This window comes from Streptomyces sp. NPDC052036 (assembly GCF_040680495.1).
In the GTDB taxonomy this organism is placed as follows: Bacteria; Actinomycetota; Actinomycetes; order Streptomycetales; family Streptomycetaceae; genus Streptomyces.
In genome coordinates, this window is the sequence record NZ_JBFAWW010000004.1 from 39,986 (window position 1) to 54,939 (window position 14,954).

Consider the following 14,954-nt stretch of genomic DNA (forward strand, 5'->3'; position numbering starts at 1 on the left):
ACGGCGGCAGGAACGAAGAGGAGCAGCGCGACGTGAGTGTCGTACCCGCCGAGGTTCTGCCCGGCGCCCGGGTGGCGGAGGACGGCGGCCGACCCGCGGCCGGCCTGGGGCCGCGGGCACGGTTGTGGCCGTCGCTCGCCGCCGTGTACCGGGCGCAGCTCTCCCGGGCGCGGGTCGCGCGGATCCCGCTGCTGTTCGTGGCGACCTTCCAGTCGATCGGCATCATGATCATGATGCGCGGGGTCGTGGACAACGGGGGCGACGCCCGCTCCGTGGTCGCCGGGTCGTCGGTGCTGGTGGTCGCGTACGTCGGTCTCAATCTGCTCGCGCAGTACTTCGGGCAGCTGCGGGCCAGCGGCGGCCTCGACCACTACGCGACGCTGCCGGTGCCGGCCGCCGCGGTGGTCCTGGGGGCTGCGGGCGCCTATGCGTCCTTCACCGTGCCCGGGACCGTGGTGACCGCCGTCTTCGGATGTGTGCTGTTCGGGCTGCCGCTCGCCCATCTGTGGGTGCTGGCCGCGGTGATCCCGCTCTCCGGAGCCGCGCTGTCCGGCCTCGGCGCCGCGCTCGGGCTGCTCGCGCCGCGTCCCGAACTGGCGACCCTGCTCGGACAGTTGGGAATGTCGGCGGCGCTGCTGCTGGGAGTGCTGCCGGCCCATCGGATGCCGGAGGCCATCCAGGTCCTACGGGATCTGCTGCCGTCCACCTATGGGGTCGAGGCGTTTGCGCGGACCTTCGGGGGGCACCCGGACTGGCCGTTCGTCCTGGGTGAGCTGGCCGTGTGCGCCGCTGTCGGAGCGGCCTCGCTGGCCCTGGCGACCTGGGCGTACCGCCGGGCGGCCGTCCGGTGACGCGGCTGACAGACACGACTGGCAGGATGTGAAGGTGACCGCTCCGTTGACTCCGCCTCCGCCGCCGCATGAACAGCCCCCGCACGCTTCGCACGACGGGTGGCAAGCCGTGTCCGTCCCTCCCGGGGCGGGCCCCGCTCCGCATGGTGCCACGGCCGCGTACGGCGCGGACGGACCCGGTATGAAGACCGAACTGCGGGAGGGCGCCGTGATCACGGTGGTCGTCGCCCTCGCCGGGGTGCTGCTGGGGGCGCTGTGGTCATGGCTCTCGCCGCATGTGCCGCTGGTGGGGGACATCGTCGACAACACCTGGGTCGTCTATCTGAAGGACACCGAGGGGGAGCAGGCCATCGGGGTGGACGGGACATTCACGCTGCTCGCGCTCGGGTTCGGGGCGATCAGCGCGCTCGTCGTCTTCCTGCTGCGCAAGCGGGGCGGGGTGCCGCTGGTCGCGGCGCTCGCCCTCGGCGGGCTGCTCGGCTCCCTGCTCGCCTGGCGGGTGGGCATCTGGCTGGGGCCCCCGCAGAACGTGCTCGCGCAAGCCAAGGCCGTGGGCAAGGGTGTGACGTTCTCCGCGCCACTGAAGCTGGGCGCGAAGGGGGCGCTGCTGGCCTGGTCGGTGGCGGCGCTGGTGGTGCATCTCGGTCTGACGGCGCTGTTCGGCCCCCGGGACCCGGACCCCTACGCGACGCCCTACGAACCGGCCGCCCCGCCGGCGTCATAGGCTGCCCACACGGGCGCTCGGGCGGCCCGCGCGAGGGAAGTCCCCACTGGTGGGGCGCCGGGTCAGTCCCGTGAGGCGGCCCGGCGCCGGGTCGGTGGCGTGGTCACGCCGGACGGTGGCCGTGATTCGAGTGGCCCTTCTTCGTGCGCCATTTGCGCTTGCGTGTCCTCTTCGACATATTTCCGTACTAGCTCACGACGGGCCGTTCGTCGAGTCGTCAGGCGCGGCCGATGGGGGCCAGGGTCGCGTCCGTGAGGGCCGCCAGGTCCTCGGGGGACACCTCGACCTCCAGTCCCCGGCGGCCCGCCGACACGCAGATCGTGGCGTGCGACGACGCCGACGCGTCCAGGACCGTGCGCAGCTTCTTGCGCTGGCCCAGCGGGGAGATGCCGCCGCGCACATATCCCGTGGTGCGCTCCGCCAGTGCCGGGTCCGCCATCGCCGCCCGCTTGCCGCCCACGGCCGCCGCCAGCGCCTTAAGGTCCAGCGAGCCCGCCACCGGGACCACCCCGACCACCAGTGCGCCGTCCACGTCGGCCACCAGCGTCTTGAAGACCCGGTTGGGGGAGACCCCCGTCGCCTCGGCGGCCTCCTCGCCGTAGGAGGGGTGGGAGGGGTCATGGTCGTAGGAGTGGACCGTGAAGTCCACGCCGGCGGCCGTCAGCGCAACCGTCGCCGGAGTTCCGCCCGCCCGTCGCCCACCACCGGCTCCACTCGAATGCGCCCCCAGACTCCGTCCGGGGGCGCCCCCATCGCGCGCCCCTGATTCCTGCTTCTTCGCCTTCTTCGCCATCTGGCCTGTTCCTCGAAAGTCGTACGTCAGTTCAGACTCGTCGGGGCCTGCGTCAGGTCCGACGCCGGCAAGGACGGCAGGTTACGGATGAGCGCGGTCTCCGCGCGAAGGAGTTTCAGCTCGTCCCGCAGGCGCGAGGCGGTGTCCGGGGCCTGCAGCAGCCGCTGCTTCGTCGGCGTGTCCAGCATCACCGCGGCCGCCACCAGGTAGGACACCACCGCCGGTTCGTCCGGCAGTTCCGCGCCGGTGGACAGGGACCTCTCCCGCGCGCCCGCGAGCCGCTTCTGGTACTGGCGGAACGCCCGCAGCACGCCCTCGGCAAGGGCACCGGCCTCGTCGCCCGGCTCCTCCGGCAACTCCTCCAGCTCGGCCGTCAGATAGGGACCCGACGCGTCCACCGAGAGCAGCCGGACCCGTGTCGTGCCCGTCGCGAGCACCTCGAACGTGCCGTCGGCCCGCTCCCGGATCGTCGCCGCGTCCGCGATGCAGCCCACCCCGTGGAACGCCTTGGCCGGTTCGGAGCCGAAGCCTGCCGCCGGTCCGCGCTCGGGCAGGGCGGTGGGATCGGGCATGCCCGACGCGCTCGGCGCCACCTCGTGGCCGTCACGGATGGCGACGACGGCGAAGCGGCGCGGTTCGTCCTCGGGGGTCTTCAGCAGATCGCGCATCAGGGCGCGATAGCGCTCCTCGAAGACGTTCAGCGGGAGCACGAGCCCCGGGAACAGCACCGAGTTCAGCGGGAAGAGTGGGAGTCGGACGGTGGTCACGACCGGAAAGCCTAATGGTCGCGGGCGGGTGCGTGTCCGGCGCGTTCACTCCGTGGGAGAACCGGGCCCGCCGACGGGACGGCTCGCAGCGCCGCCGGTTCCCGGCACACGCCCCTGCGCAGGTCCAGGAAACGGCCCAGCGGATCGTCCGAGAACCGGTCCCAGGGGAAGGAGGTGGCGTACGGGCCGATCAGGCGCAGCTGGGTCAGCGCGTCCGGCCTGCGCTCCAGCGTGACCAGGACGTACGCGAGGAGATTGCGGACCTCCGCGAGCCGGGGATCGGCGGGCGCGTACCGTGCCGACAGCGCGATCGAGCGGTCCGTCGCGGCGTGCAGCCGGTCGCGGGACACCGTCGCGCCGCCGCCGTCCGTCAGATACGCGAAGGCGGCCCGCAGGGGCAGGGCCTGCATCAGGGAGCCGGGCGGCGTGTCGTGCGCGGCGGTCTCGGCGAAGTCGAAGCACTCGCCGTGCGAGCCGTGCCAGACGGCCGAGAGATACGCGAGGGCCGCGGCATGGCAGCCGTAGTGGTGGGGGGAGCGGCGCACCGCCTCCCCCCACAGCCGCTCGAACGCGATGTGGTCGGCGTCGACGCCGCGTGCGTGGTCGAGCGCCACCCGCCACGGCACCGGGTCCCGGGGATCGCCCTCGGTCGCCGCCGCGACCAATGGGCCGACCTCGCGCAGGAGTTCGGCACGGGCCGGTGACTCCCAGCCGCGGGCCACCGCCAGCTCCGCCTTGACCAGCAGCGCGTCCGGATCGTTGGGGGCGGTGGCGCACCAGCGTGTGAACCACTCGTCCCGGGAGCGCGCGAAGGCGGCGAGCCGCGTCACATACCGGTCGCGGTCCTCCCACTCACCGGCCTTCCGGGTCGCCGCGAGCAGTTCGGCCGCCGGACCGTGGTCGCCGAGTCCCGCGGCCACCAGCGCGGGGGCCAGTCGCGGGTCGGGCGCGTCGAGCAGGACGTCGTCGTCCGCGGGCAGCCCGTCGGCGGGGTGGGGGGAGTTACCTGCCATCCGTGTCGTACGGAGGAGCGCGCGCAGCAGTGCCATGGTGTCGACCATTGAAAAGGCGCAGGTCGGGGCACGCCAGCACGTTTCCGTAACCGACATTTAGTTGTACTCTCAACAGTCAAGAGTCGGTAAAGGTCGTGTTCGTGGCTGTTGGGTCGCTATGCGCCGGCTGTGCCGAAGTCCTGCGGTTTCATGAGTCCGCCGTGGTGCCGCGCGCCGGCCTCAGCCGCGCCGCAGCAGCCTGGTCGCGCCCGCCGCGACCGTCGTCGCCAGGATCCAGCCGAGCAGGATGACCACCGCCGACGCCCACTGCCATCCCCCGCTCAGCTGCCACTGGCCCGCCTGGCCGAGGTCGATGACCGGCAGCAGCAGGTCCAGGGCGAACAGGGAGGGGTTCCATGCCGGGTGCCCGTCCTTGTTGACCGGCGGATGGCTCGCGTGCGAGAAGGCGACTGAGGCCGCCGCCCACAGCACCGCCATCCACACCGCCGCTCGGCCCGGCCGGTAGCCGTAGGCGACCGTCCAGTCCTGTACGTACCCCCACAGCTTCGCCGCGGGCGGCAGTGTCTCGCGCCGCCGCCGCTGCTTCGCCAGGAGCACCTCGCGCGCGTCCTCGTCCTCCCCGGAGTTGCGCAGCACCGTCGCGAGCCGCTCGTAGGGCTCGGGGTTGTACTCGGCGGTCGCCGCCGCCACCCACTCCAGGCGCCGGGCGAGCGGGAAGGCGTCCTGCGGGACGAGGTTCTCGTAGGCGAAGCCGCCCATGTGCAGATCGCCGGTGCCCGGCCAGCTGGTCGACCGGTCGACCAGGTTCACGATCCGCGCGCCCGACAGGACCACCTTGCCGCGCCCCGGCAGCTCGCCCAGGAAGCGCAGCTCGGGCGTCTGGACCCGGAGCAGGGACAGCTCCTGGCCGTCGTCGAGGACGAACCGGGCCCGGTCCAGGTCGACCGCGTCCCCGAACCGCCCGTCGTCCAGCCGGATGCCGCCCCGGCACTCGAAAGGCTGCACCCGGGTGCCGCGAGCGGGGGTGGTGCCGCTGGTCAGCAGTGGATTGCCGACGCCCGCGGGGGTCAGGTACAGCGTCCGCTCGACCGTCAGCTGCGGGGCGTTCAGTGCCAGCCGGGAGTACGGGTTGGCCAGCCGGGCGCCGCGCAGGCTCAGCGAGACGCCGACGGTGGCGCTGCGCAGGCTCAGCTCGCCGTACGACTCCAGCATCTCGGCCTGGAGGTCCTGCCCGACGCTCAGCCCGTCCGCGGTGATCGAGCGGCCCCGCCGGTCCCGGTGGACGACGGCCTGGTTGAGCAGCAGATCGGTGCCGATGTGCGCGTCGGTGAGCCGTACGCCGCCCTCGAAGCGGCAGCGCGGCAGATGCAGATCACCCTCCGTGTGCACCCGAGCCGCCTCCAGGCGCGGCGCCGAGCAGTTCACCAGCCGCAGGGTGGTGAAGCGGGCCTCCGGCAGGAGGACCTCGTTCTCGAACCGGCAGCCCTTCAGCTCCACGAAGGGGACGATCGTGCCGCCCGCCAGATCCAGCGTGTCCGTGATCCGCACGCCGGTCAGCTTGAGCGAGGACACGCGCCCCGCCAGCGCGGGCGGGCCGCCCAGCAGCAGCCAGGCCACGATGCGCGCGCGGACGCTGCGCTCGGGCCCCCAGGGACGGTCGCCGTGCGGATCGTCCACGTCGGCGTCCCCGCTGCGCAGGTCGTACGCGCTGCCGTTGCGGAAGGCCTGCCACATGCCCGCCTCGGTGGCGGTCAGATCGTCCGGCAGGTCCCCGGCGCGGAAGCCGGCACCCTCGGTCACGGCGCTTCCTTCCTCCCCGGCTACTCGCGAGTTTCGTACGACCGTTCATGCCCGTTGTGTGACGGACCGAACGCCATGGGTGACGGTGATCTTCCGGATCCCGTCTCAGCCATCGGATCCGGCCACCCCTGGCGGCCCTCGGTGGCTTCCAAACCACTCGATCCGGCCATCACCCGCCCGGTGACCACCGCCCCGGGGTAGAGCCGGGAGGGCCGAGCGGACGGACGGCGCACGACAGGACGGACGGGCGGCGCACGAAGGGGCGGACGGGCGCGCGCCGGAAACCGTGGGCCCGGCGGGCGCTCGACGGGCGGACCGGCGGCGCGCAACGGCGCTCGACACGCCGTCGCACTCCGCGTCGCGACACCGACACGCCGACGCCCCACGGGCTCGGCCGCGGCCCGCGCCGCCCGGCCCCCGGGTGCGCCCGGTCCCCGCCTCCGGTCCGGCCGCCGTCGTCCGGCCCAGGCCGGCCGCGGTCCCTCACCCCTCCGCCGCGCGGAACCGGTCCCGCTCCCGACCCTCGCCACGGATCCCGTTCGCCCGCCCACGCTCCGTATCAGCCACTGATACGGCCGTCCGCCGTCTCGGCGCCGTCTGAGAGAATTGGCCCTGTGATCTCCCGAATCGATCTGCGCGGCGATGCCCTCCCCGAGGGTCCCGCCCTGCGTGACCTGCTGCCCCGAGCCGACTTCGACGTTCAGGCCGCCCTGGAGAAGGTGCGTCCGATCTGCGAAGCCGTGCATCATCGTGGCGACGCGGCGCTGATCGACTTCGCCGAGAAGTTCGACGGGGTGCGGCTGGCGTCGGTGCGGGTGCCGGCCGAGGCCCTCAAGGACGCCCTGGAGCAGCTCGACCCGGCCGTGCGCGCGGCCCTGGAGGAGTCCATCCGCCGCGCCCGGCTCGTCCACCGCGCACAGCGCCGCACCACGCACACCACCCAGGTGGTGCCCGGCGGCTCGGTGACCGAGAAATGGGTGCCGGTCGAGCGCGTCGGGCTGTACGCGCCCGGCGGACGCTCCGTCTACCCCTCGTCCGTGATCATGAACGTGGTGCCCGCCCAGGAGGCCGGCGTCGAGTCGATCGCGCTCGCGTCCCCCGCGCAGGCCGAGTTCGACGGGCTGCCGCACCCGACGATCCTCGCCGCGTGCGCCCTGCTGGGCGTCGACGAGGTATACGCGGCGGGCGGCGCGACCGCCGTCGCGATGTTCGCGTACGGCACCGAGTCCTGCCCGCCCGCCACCATGGTCACCGGCCCCGGCAACATCTGGGTCGCCGCCGCCAAGCGCTACTTCACGGGCAAGATCGGCATCGACACCGAGGCCGGCCCCACCGAGATCGCGATCCTCGCGGACGGGACCGCCGACCCGGTGCATGTGGCCTCCGACCTGATCAGCCAGGCCGAGCACGACCCGCTGGCCGCAGCCGTACTGGTCACCGACTCGGCGGAGCTGGCCGACGCGGTGGAGCAGGAACTCAAGCCGCAGGTGGAGGCCTCCCGGCACGTGGAGGACCGGATCCGCCCGGCGCTCGCGGGCAAGCAGTCCGCGATCGTGCTGGTCGACGGCGTCGAGGAGGGCCTGCGGGTGGTCGACGCGTACGGCGCCGAGCACCTGGAGATCCAGACGGCGAACGCCGCCGCGGTCGCCGACCGCGTGCGCAACGCGGGCGCTATCTTCGTCGGCCCCTGGGCCCCGGTGTCCCTGGGCGACTACGCGGCCGGCTCCAACCATGTGCTCCCGACCGGCGGCTGCGCCTGCCACTCCTCGGGCCTGTCCGTCCAGTCCTTCCTGCGCGGCATCCATGTCGTCGACTACACCGAGGACGCGCTGGCCGAGGTCGCGCACCACGTGGTGACGCTGGCGGAGGCGGAGGACCTGCCCGCGCACGGTGCGGCGATCAAGGCCAGGTTCGGCTGGAAGGTACCGACGAGCAAGTGAGCTTCGAAATCGACGATCTTCCCGTACGGGACGAGCTGCGCGGCAAGTCCCCCTACGGCGCGCCCCAACTGGACGTCCCCGTACGCCTGAACACCAATGAGAACCCCTATCCGCTGCCCGAGCCGCTGGTCGAACGGATCGCCGAGCGGGTGCGCGAGGCCGCCCGCGGCCTGAACCGCTACCCGGACCGTGACGCGGTCGAGCTGCGCACCAGGCTCGCCGAGTATCTGACGAAGAGCGGCGGCCACCGGGTCGGCGTCGAGAACGTGTGGGCGGCCAACGGCTCCAACGAGGTCATCCAGCAGCTGCTGCAGACCTTCGGCGGGCCCGGCCGCACGGCGATGGGCTTCGAGCCGTCGTACTCGATGCATGCGCTCATCTCGCGCGGCACGGGCACCGGCTGGATCTCGGGACCGCGCAACGAGGACTTCACGATCGACGCCGGTGCCGCCGGGAAGGTGATCGCCGAGCACCGGCCCGACGTCGTCTTCATCACGACCCCGAACAACCCCACGGGCAACGCGGTCCCGGCGCGGACCGTCCTCGCCCTGTACGAGGCGGCGCAGGCCGCGCGGCCGTCCATGGTCGTCGTGGACGAGGCGTACATCGAGTTCAGCCACGGCGACTCGCTGCTGCCCCTCCTCGAAGGTCGGCCGAATCTCGTCGTCTCACGGACGATGTCGAAGGCGTTCGGGGCCGCCGGCCTCCGCCTCGGTTATCTCGCCGCGCACCCGGCGGTCGTGGACGCCGTCCAGCTCGTCCGGCTGCCGTACCACCTCTCCGCGATCACCCAGGCGACCGCCCTGGCCGCTCTGGAGCACACGGACACGCTGCTGAAGTACGTCGAGCAGCTGAAGTCGGAGCGGGACCGGCTGGTTGCCGAGCTGCGCGCGATCGGCTTCGAGGTCACCGCGTCCGACGCGAACTTCGTGCAGTTCGGGCGGTTCGAGGACGCCCACGCCGCCTGGCGGGAGATCCTCGAACGGGGCGTCCTGGTCCGCGACAACGGCGTGCCGGGATGGCTGCGGGTCACCGCCGGAACCCCCGAAGAGAACGACGCGTTCCTCGACGCGGTACGTGAACTGAAGAAGGAGCAGAGCGCATGAACCGCGTTGGGCGCGTGGAGCGCACCACCAAGGAGACCTCGGTGGTCGTCGAGATCGATCTCGACGGCACCGGCCGGACCGACATCTCGACCGGGGTCGGCTTCTACGACCACATGCTCGACCAGCTCGGCCGGCACGGTCTGTTCGACCTGACCGTGAAGACCGAGGGCGATCTGCACATCGACTCGCACCACACCATCGAGGACACCGCCCTCGCCCTCGGCGCCGCCTTCAAGCAGGCGCTCGGCGACAAGGTCGGGATCTACCGCTTCGGCAACTGCACGGTCCCGCTGGACGAGTCCCTCGCCCAGGTCACCGTCGACCTGTCCGGGCGCCCGTACCTCGTGCACACCGAGCCCGAGAACATGGCGCCCATGATCGGCGAGTACGACACCACGATGACCCGGCACATCCTGGAGTCCTTCGTCGCCCAGGCCCAGATCGCGCTGCATGTGCACGTGCCCTACGGGCGCAACGCCCACCACATCGTGGAGTGCCAGTTCAAGGCACTGGCCCGGGCTCTGCGTTACGCCAGCGAGCGCGACCCGCGCGCGGCCGGCATCCTCCCGTCCACGAAGGGTGCGCTGTAAGCCATGAACAGCACCTCGACCGTCCTCATCGTCGTCGGGCTCTTCCTCGTCGGCGGGATCATCTCCTTCGCCAAGCAGCAGATGCCGAGGAGCCTCATCGTGCTGCTCTCGATCGGCGCCGGCATGTGCCTGGTGGCCGGCGTCATGCGACTGGGGGTGTGGAGTTGAGCGACCCGAAGAAGGTAGTCGTCTTCGACTACGGCTTCGGCAACGTCCGTTCCGCCGAGCGCGCCCTCGCGCGCGTGGGCGCGGACGTCGAGATCACCCGCGACTACGACCGGGCCATGAACGCCGACGGCCTGCTGGTGCCGGGCGTCGGCGCCTTCGCCGCCTGTATGCAGGGTCTGCGCGGGGCGCGCGGCGACTGGATCATCGGCCGCCGGCTGTCCGGCGGACGCCCCGTGATGGGCATCTGCGTCGGCATGCAGGTCCTGTTCACCCGCGGCATCGAGCACGGTGTGGAGGCCGAGGGCCTCGACGAGTGGTCCGGCACGGTCGGGCCGCTCCAGGCCGACGTCGTGCCCCACATGGGCTGGAACACGGTCGACGCACCCGCCGACTCCGAGCTGTTCGCCGGGCTGGACGCGGACACGCGGTACTACTTCGTGCACTCCTACGCCGTCCACGACTGGCAGCTGGAGACGCACAACCCGACACTGCTCGCCCCCAAGGTGAGCTGGTCGACGCACGGCAAGCCGTTCGTGGCGGCCGTGGAGAACGGGGCCCTGTGGGCCACCCAGTTCCACCCCGAGAAGTCCGGCGACGCCGGAGCGCAGCTGCTCATCAACTGGATCGGAACCCTGTAGACCATGCCCAAGCTCGAACTCCTCCCCGCCGTCGACGTCCGCGACGGCCAGGCCGTGCGTCTCGTCCACGGCGAGTCCGGCACGGAGACCTCCTACGGCTCCCCGCTGGAGGCTGCCCTCGCCTGGCAGCGGGCGGGCGCCGAGTGGCTGCATCTGGTCGACCTGGACGCCGCGTTCGGCACCGGCGACAACCGCGCGCTGATCGCCGAGGTCGCCCAGGCCATGGACATCAAGGTGGAGCTGTCCGGCGGTATCCGCGACGACGACACGCTGGCCGCCGCCCTGGCCACCGGCTGCACTCGGGTGAACCTCGGCACGGCCGCCCTGGAGGCCCCGGAGTGGGTCGCCCGGGTGATCGCGGACCACGGCGACAAGATCGCGGTCGGTCTGGACGTACGCGGCACGACCCTGCGCGGCCGCGGCTGGACCCGTGACGGCGGCGACCTCTACGAGACGCTGGAGCGGCTGAACAAGGAGGGCTGCGCGCGCTACGTCGTCACCGACATCGCCAAGGACGGCACCCTCCAGGGCCCCAACCTCCAGCTGCTGAAGAACGTCTGCGCCGCCACCGACCGCCCGGTCGTGGCCTCCGGCGGTGTCTCGTCGCTGGACGACCTGCGGGCGATCGCCGACCTCGTCCCCCTCGGTGTCGAAGGGGCGATCGTCGGGAAGGCCCTGTACGCGAAGGCGTTCACGCTCGAAGAGGCCTTGGAGGCTACGTCGTGAAAAAGGACAGGTTGTCATGACGTCGGAATCCGTGCGGCGGGTGCAGAGCGGAAGTCCCTGGGAAGAGAGTTTCGGCTTCGCACGCGCCGTCGCGGTGGGCGACCGTGTGCTGGTGGCCGGCACCACCTCCTTCCGGGGAACGGTGCTGTACGGGGAGGGCGACCCGTACGAGCAGGCGAAGGTGGCGTTCGCCGGCGCGCTGGAAGCGATCGCGGAGTTCGGGCTCGGTCCCGAGTCGGTGCTCCGGACCCGGATGTATCTGACCCATCTGCGGGACGTCGACGAGGTGGGCCGGGCCCACAAGGAGATCTTCGACTCCGTCCGCCCGGCCGCGACCCTGCTGGTCGTGGAGGGGTTCGTCGACCCGCGCATCCTGGTCGAAGTGGAACTGGAAGCCTTCCGAGGCTAGAGGCAGCCTTCCGAGGCTGGAAGCAGCAAGAGGAGCCGTGGATTCATGACCCTGGCGGTCCGAGTCATCCCCTGCCTGGACGTGGACAACGGCCGGGTCGTCAAGGGTGTCAACTTCCAGAACCTGCGCGACGCGGGCGACCCCGTCGAGATGGCCAAGGTGTACGACGCCGAGGGCGCCGACGAGTTGACGTTCCTGGACATCACCGCGTCCTCCGGCAACCGTGAGACGACGTACGACGTGGTGCGCCGCACCGCCGAGCAGGTCTTCATCCCGCTGACGGTCGGCGGCGGGGTCCGCACGGCTGAGGACGTGGACAAGCTGCTGCGGGCGGGCGCCGACAAGGTGGGCGTGAACACGGCCGCGATCGCCCGCCCGGACCTGATCCGGGAGATCGCCGAGCGGTTCGGACGGCAGGTGCTGGTGCTGTCGGTCGACGCGCGCCGCACCGAGACCGGCGCGTTCGAGGTGACCACCCACGGCGGCCGCCAGGGCACCGGCATCGACGCGATCGAGTGGGCGCACCGGGCCGCCGAGCTGGGCGCGGGCGAGATCCTGCTCAACTCGATGGACGCGGACGGCACCAAGGACGGCTACGACCTGGAGATGATCGCGGCCGTGCGCAAGCATGTGACGGTGCCCGTGATCGCGTCGGGCGGCGCAGGCCGGGCGGCCCACTTCCCGCCGGCCGTCGCGGCGGGCGCGGACGCGGTGCTCGCGGCCTCCGTGTTCCACTTCGGGGACCTGCGCATCGGCGAGGTGAAGGCGACGCTGCGGGAGGCCGGACACCCGGTCCGGTGACACCGTCTTCGGCCTGAGCCCCGGTCGCCTCGCGGAGGCCGGGGTTTCTTTTCGGGCAGATACGAAAGAGAAGTTGCGCAAAATCTGTTGTGCAATTTTTCTTTCGTATCTACGGTGAGGGCATGACCGACAGAGAGCGGGACCGCCGCATCAGTGATCTGGGCACGCTCAAGGCGCTGGCCCACCCGCTGCGGATCAAGGTGTACCGGGGGCTGACCATCGCGCGGGCCGCAACCGCCTCGCAGCTGGCCGAGCAGGTCGACGAGGCCGTCTCACTGGTCAGCTACCACCTGCGCAAACTCGCCGAGTACGGGCTGATCGAGGAGGCCGAGCCCCGCAGTACGGACAGCCGGGAGCGCTGGTGGCAGCCGGCGTCCGACGGCGTGCGCATCCGCGACGAGGACTTCCGGGACGCCCCGGAGAAGGCGGCGGCGCACACGGCGGCCAGCCGTCTCTTCCTCGAGCAGCGGAACGAGATGTACCGGCGCTATCTGGACGAGCGGGCGCACTGGAGCCCCGAGTGGACCTCCGCCGCCGAATCCGCCGAGTCGGTGCTGCGGCTCACCGCCGGCGAACTGGCCGAGCTGGCCGTGGACATGCTCGCCCTGGTCCGCAGGTACGAGGAGCGCGGCCGGGCCGCCGAAGCGGCGGGCGACACCCAGGGCCGCGAGAACGTCGCCGTGCACACGTACGCCTTCCCCTTCCGCGTCTGAGAGGACCTCCGCGTGACCTCCACCGCCCTGCGTCCGGCTCCCGTCGCCGAACGCCCCGCCCACCGCGACGGCAACGTCCTGCGCTGGCTCGCCGCCTACACCTCGTCGATGGTCGGCGACAACGTCTACTACCTCGCGCTCTCCTGGGCCGCGGTGCAGGCCGGGTCGCCCGCGCAGGCCGGAATGGTGACGGCGGCCAGCGCCCTGCCCAGGGCCCTGCTGATGCTGGGCGGGGGAGTGGTGGCCGACCGGTTCGGGCCGCGGAAGGTCGTCATCGGCAGCGACGCCGTGCGCTGCGTCGCCGTCCTGGGAGTGGCGGGACTGCTGTGCGCGACCCGGCCGGGGCTGTGGCCGTTGTTCCTGGTCTCCCTGGTCTTCGGCACCGTGGACGCCGTGTTCATGCCCGCGGTGGGTGCCCTGCCGGCCCGGGTGACGAGCCGGGACCAGCTCGCACGGGTGCAGGGCATGCGGGCCCTCGCGATCCGGTTCGCGAGCGTCGTGGGCGCGCCGCTCGGCGGCCTCGGTGTGGCGCTCGGCGGCGCGGCGGCGGCGTTCGGGCTCGCCGGGCTGCTGATCGCCGTGTCGGTACCGCTGCTCGTCCTCGTACGGATACGGGAGCTGCCCCCGGACGACGCCCCCGGCACACCCGCCACGACCGCCTGGAGCGACCTGGTGGCGGGCCTGCGCTACATCCGCCGCCACCGCGTCCTCGCCCCGCTGGTGCTGACCATAGCCCTGGGCGACCTCGGCTTCGTCGGCCCGCTCAACCTGGGCCTGACCCTGCTGGCCGACGAGCGCGGCTGGGGAGCCGCGGGGATGGGCTGGGTGCTGGCCGGCTTCGGGACCGGGGCGGGGGCCGTCTCGCTGCTGCTCACGATGCGCGGACGGCTGCCGCACGCCGGGCGGATGATCGCGTTCGCGATCATCGCGGGCTCCGTCGCGATCGGGGCCCTCGCCTACGTCCCGACGGTCGCCGCCGCCGCCGGAGTGGCCGTCCTCATCGGTCTGCTCACCGGCCTGAGCGGCGTGATGTGCGGCGCGCTGCTGCAGACCCAGTCCGACCCCGCCTACCTGGGGCGTGTCACCGCCGTCTCCAGCCTGGTCAGCCTCGGCTTCGCCCCGCTCAGCATGCCGCTGTCCGCCGCCGCGATCGGCCTCTGGGGCACCGGCCCGGTGTTCGTCGTGAGCGCGGCGGTCTGCGGGCTCAGCGGGGTCGTCGCCCTCGGCGCCCGCGATCTGCGCCGCGCCGAGCTCCCCCGCTGAGCGCCCCCCTCAGATGCCGAGCTCCTTGGCGTCCTGCACCTTCGCGACCGCCTCCTTGTCGCCCGTCAGCTCCACGTCCGCCACCTGTTGCCGCCCGAGCGCGAACATCAGCAGTTCCGAGGGCCGGCCGGTCACCGTCACGACCGGCGTGCCCCGGTGCGCGACCGCCGTCTGCCCGTCCGGACGGCGCAGCACCAGCCCCGTCGGCGCCTTGCGGCCGGTCAGCCGCGCCGTGCGCTCCAGGCGCGCCCACAGGGCGTCCTGGAAGACGGGGTCGAGCTCGCGCGGGGTCCAGTCGGGCTGGGCGCGGCGGACGTCCTCCGTATGGACGTAGAACTCGACCGTGTTCGCCGCCTCGTCGAGCTGCTTGAGCTGGAAGGGCGAGAAACGCGGCGGCCCGGTGCGGATCAGCTGGATCAGCTCCTCGTAGGGCTTCGCGGTGTACTCCTCCATCACCCTCTCCAGCCGCGGCGCGAGCTGCTTGACCAGCACGCCGCCGGCCGCGTCGGGGCGGCGTTCGCGGACCACGACGTGCGCGGCCAGGTCCCGGGTGTTCCAGCCCTCGCACAGCGTGGGCGCGTCCGGACCCGTGGCCTCCAACAGATCGGCGAGAAGAAGGCGTTCACGCTTCGCATGGGTCGACATGCAGTCA

The 14,954-nt window shown here is 72.3% G+C and carries 17 protein-coding genes; 12 read left to right on the forward strand and 5 right to left on the reverse strand.

The features are described 5' to 3' along the window. Window positions 1-32 precede the first annotated feature (32 nt). Window positions 33-851, forward strand: a complete 819-nt coding sequence (locus AB0L95_RS08445; protein ID WP_365158874.1) for an ABC transporter permease — start codon at window positions 33-35, stop codon at window positions 849-851. A 34-nt stretch (window positions 852-885) separates the two neighbouring features. Then, complete coding sequence (locus AB0L95_RS08450) at window positions 886-1,575, forward strand: AAA family ATPase (protein WP_365158877.1); 690 nt, start codon at window positions 886-888, stop codon at window positions 1,573-1,575. Window positions 1,576-1,792: 217 nt separating this feature from the next. Here the strand turns inward: AB0L95_RS08450 and ybaK are convergent, their stop codons facing one another. The 4 genes from ybaK to AB0L95_RS08470 all read right to left on the reverse strand — a co-directional run bounded on the left by ybaK (window position 1,793) and on the right by AB0L95_RS08470 (window position 5,948). Continuing rightward, window positions 1,793-2,305, reverse strand: a complete 513-nt coding sequence (gene ybaK / locus AB0L95_RS08455) for a Cys-tRNA(Pro) deacylase (RefSeq protein ID WP_365159615.1) — start codon at window positions 2,303-2,305, stop codon at window positions 1,793-1,795. Between the two features lie 89 nt (window positions 2,306-2,394). Further along, a complete protein-coding gene (locus AB0L95_RS08460) occupies window positions 2,395-3,135 on the reverse strand; it encodes an LON peptidase substrate-binding domain-containing protein (protein ID WP_365158879.1) in 741 nt (246 codons plus the stop codon). 11 nt (window positions 3,136-3,146) lie between these two features. Further along, a complete protein-coding gene (locus AB0L95_RS08465) occupies window positions 3,147-4,184 on the reverse strand; it encodes a hypothetical protein (protein ID WP_365158882.1) in 1,038 nt (345 codons plus the stop codon). A gap of 183 nt (window positions 4,185-4,367) precedes the next feature. Further along, window positions 4,368-5,948, reverse strand: a complete 1,581-nt coding sequence (locus AB0L95_RS08470) for an oxidoreductase (protein WP_365158884.1) — start codon at window positions 5,946-5,948, stop codon at window positions 4,368-4,370. Window positions 5,949-6,562: 614 nt separating this feature from the next. On the opposite strand from AB0L95_RS08470, the gene hisD reads away from it, so the two are divergent. From hisD to AB0L95_RS08520, 10 genes are all read left to right on the forward strand, one after another. Further along, window positions 6,563-7,888, forward strand: coding sequence for a histidinol dehydrogenase (hisD, locus tag AB0L95_RS08475; RefSeq protein ID WP_365158887.1), 1,326 nt, complete (start codon window positions 6,563-6,565; stop codon window positions 7,886-7,888). Next, on the forward strand, window positions 7,885-8,994 hold the full coding sequence (locus tag AB0L95_RS08480) for a histidinol-phosphate transaminase (protein WP_365158890.1): 1,110 nt from the start codon (window positions 7,885-7,887) through the stop codon (window positions 8,992-8,994). Before hisD ends, AB0L95_RS08480 begins: the two co-directional genes overlap by 4 nt. Further along, window positions 8,991-9,584 (forward strand): imidazoleglycerol-phosphate dehydratase HisB, encoded by a 594-nt coding sequence (hisB, locus tag AB0L95_RS08485; RefSeq protein ID WP_355903856.1) that lies wholly within the window; start codon window positions 8,991-8,993, stop codon window positions 9,582-9,584. Before AB0L95_RS08480 ends, hisB begins: the two co-directional genes overlap by 4 nt. A gap of 3 nt (window positions 9,585-9,587) precedes the next feature. Beyond that, entirely contained in the window at window positions 9,588-9,752 is a 165-nt protein-coding gene (locus AB0L95_RS08490; protein ID WP_365158893.1) for a hypothetical protein, read from the forward strand. Continuing rightward, window positions 9,749-10,390: an imidazole glycerol phosphate synthase subunit HisH gene (hisH, locus tag AB0L95_RS08495; RefSeq protein ID WP_365158896.1), complete on the forward strand. Its 642-nt coding sequence runs from the start codon at window positions 9,749-9,751 to the stop codon at window positions 10,388-10,390. The genes AB0L95_RS08490 and hisH overlap by 4 nt, the downstream gene beginning before the upstream one ends. Window positions 10,391-10,393: 3 nt before the next feature. Next, a complete protein-coding gene (gene priA, locus AB0L95_RS08500) occupies window positions 10,394-11,116 on the forward strand; it encodes a bifunctional 1-(5-phosphoribosyl)-5-((5-phosphoribosylamino)methylideneamino)imidazole-4-carboxamide isomerase/phosphoribosylanthranilate isomerase PriA (protein ID WP_365158898.1) in 723 nt (240 codons plus the stop codon). Between the two features lie 16 nt (window positions 11,117-11,132). Then, complete coding sequence (locus AB0L95_RS08505; protein ID WP_365158901.1) at window positions 11,133-11,525, forward strand: RidA family protein; 393 nt, start codon at window positions 11,133-11,135, stop codon at window positions 11,523-11,525. Window positions 11,526-11,570: 45 nt separating this feature from the next. Next, entirely contained in the window at window positions 11,571-12,326 is a 756-nt protein-coding gene (gene hisF / locus AB0L95_RS08510; RefSeq protein ID WP_311690945.1) for an imidazole glycerol phosphate synthase subunit HisF, read from the forward strand. 122 nt (window positions 12,327-12,448) lie between these two features. Then, window positions 12,449-13,039 (forward strand): helix-turn-helix domain-containing protein, encoded by a 591-nt coding sequence (locus AB0L95_RS08515; RefSeq protein WP_365158904.1) that lies wholly within the window; start codon window positions 12,449-12,451, stop codon window positions 13,037-13,039. A gap of 12 nt (window positions 13,040-13,051) precedes the next feature. Then, the gene (locus AB0L95_RS08520) at window positions 13,052-14,302 is read left to right on the forward strand and encodes an MFS transporter (RefSeq protein WP_365158907.1); all 1,251 of its coding nucleotides are present in this window, start codon (window positions 13,052-13,054) and stop codon (window positions 14,300-14,302) included. 9 nt (window positions 14,303-14,311) lie between these two features. On the opposite strand, the gene AB0L95_RS08525 is transcribed toward AB0L95_RS08520, so the two are convergent. Then, the gene (locus tag AB0L95_RS08525; protein ID WP_365158910.1) at window positions 14,312-14,947 is read right to left on the reverse strand and encodes a TIGR03085 family metal-binding protein; all 636 of its coding nucleotides are present in this window, start codon (window positions 14,945-14,947) and stop codon (window positions 14,312-14,314) included. Between the last annotated feature and the right edge of the window lie 7 nt (window positions 14,948-14,954).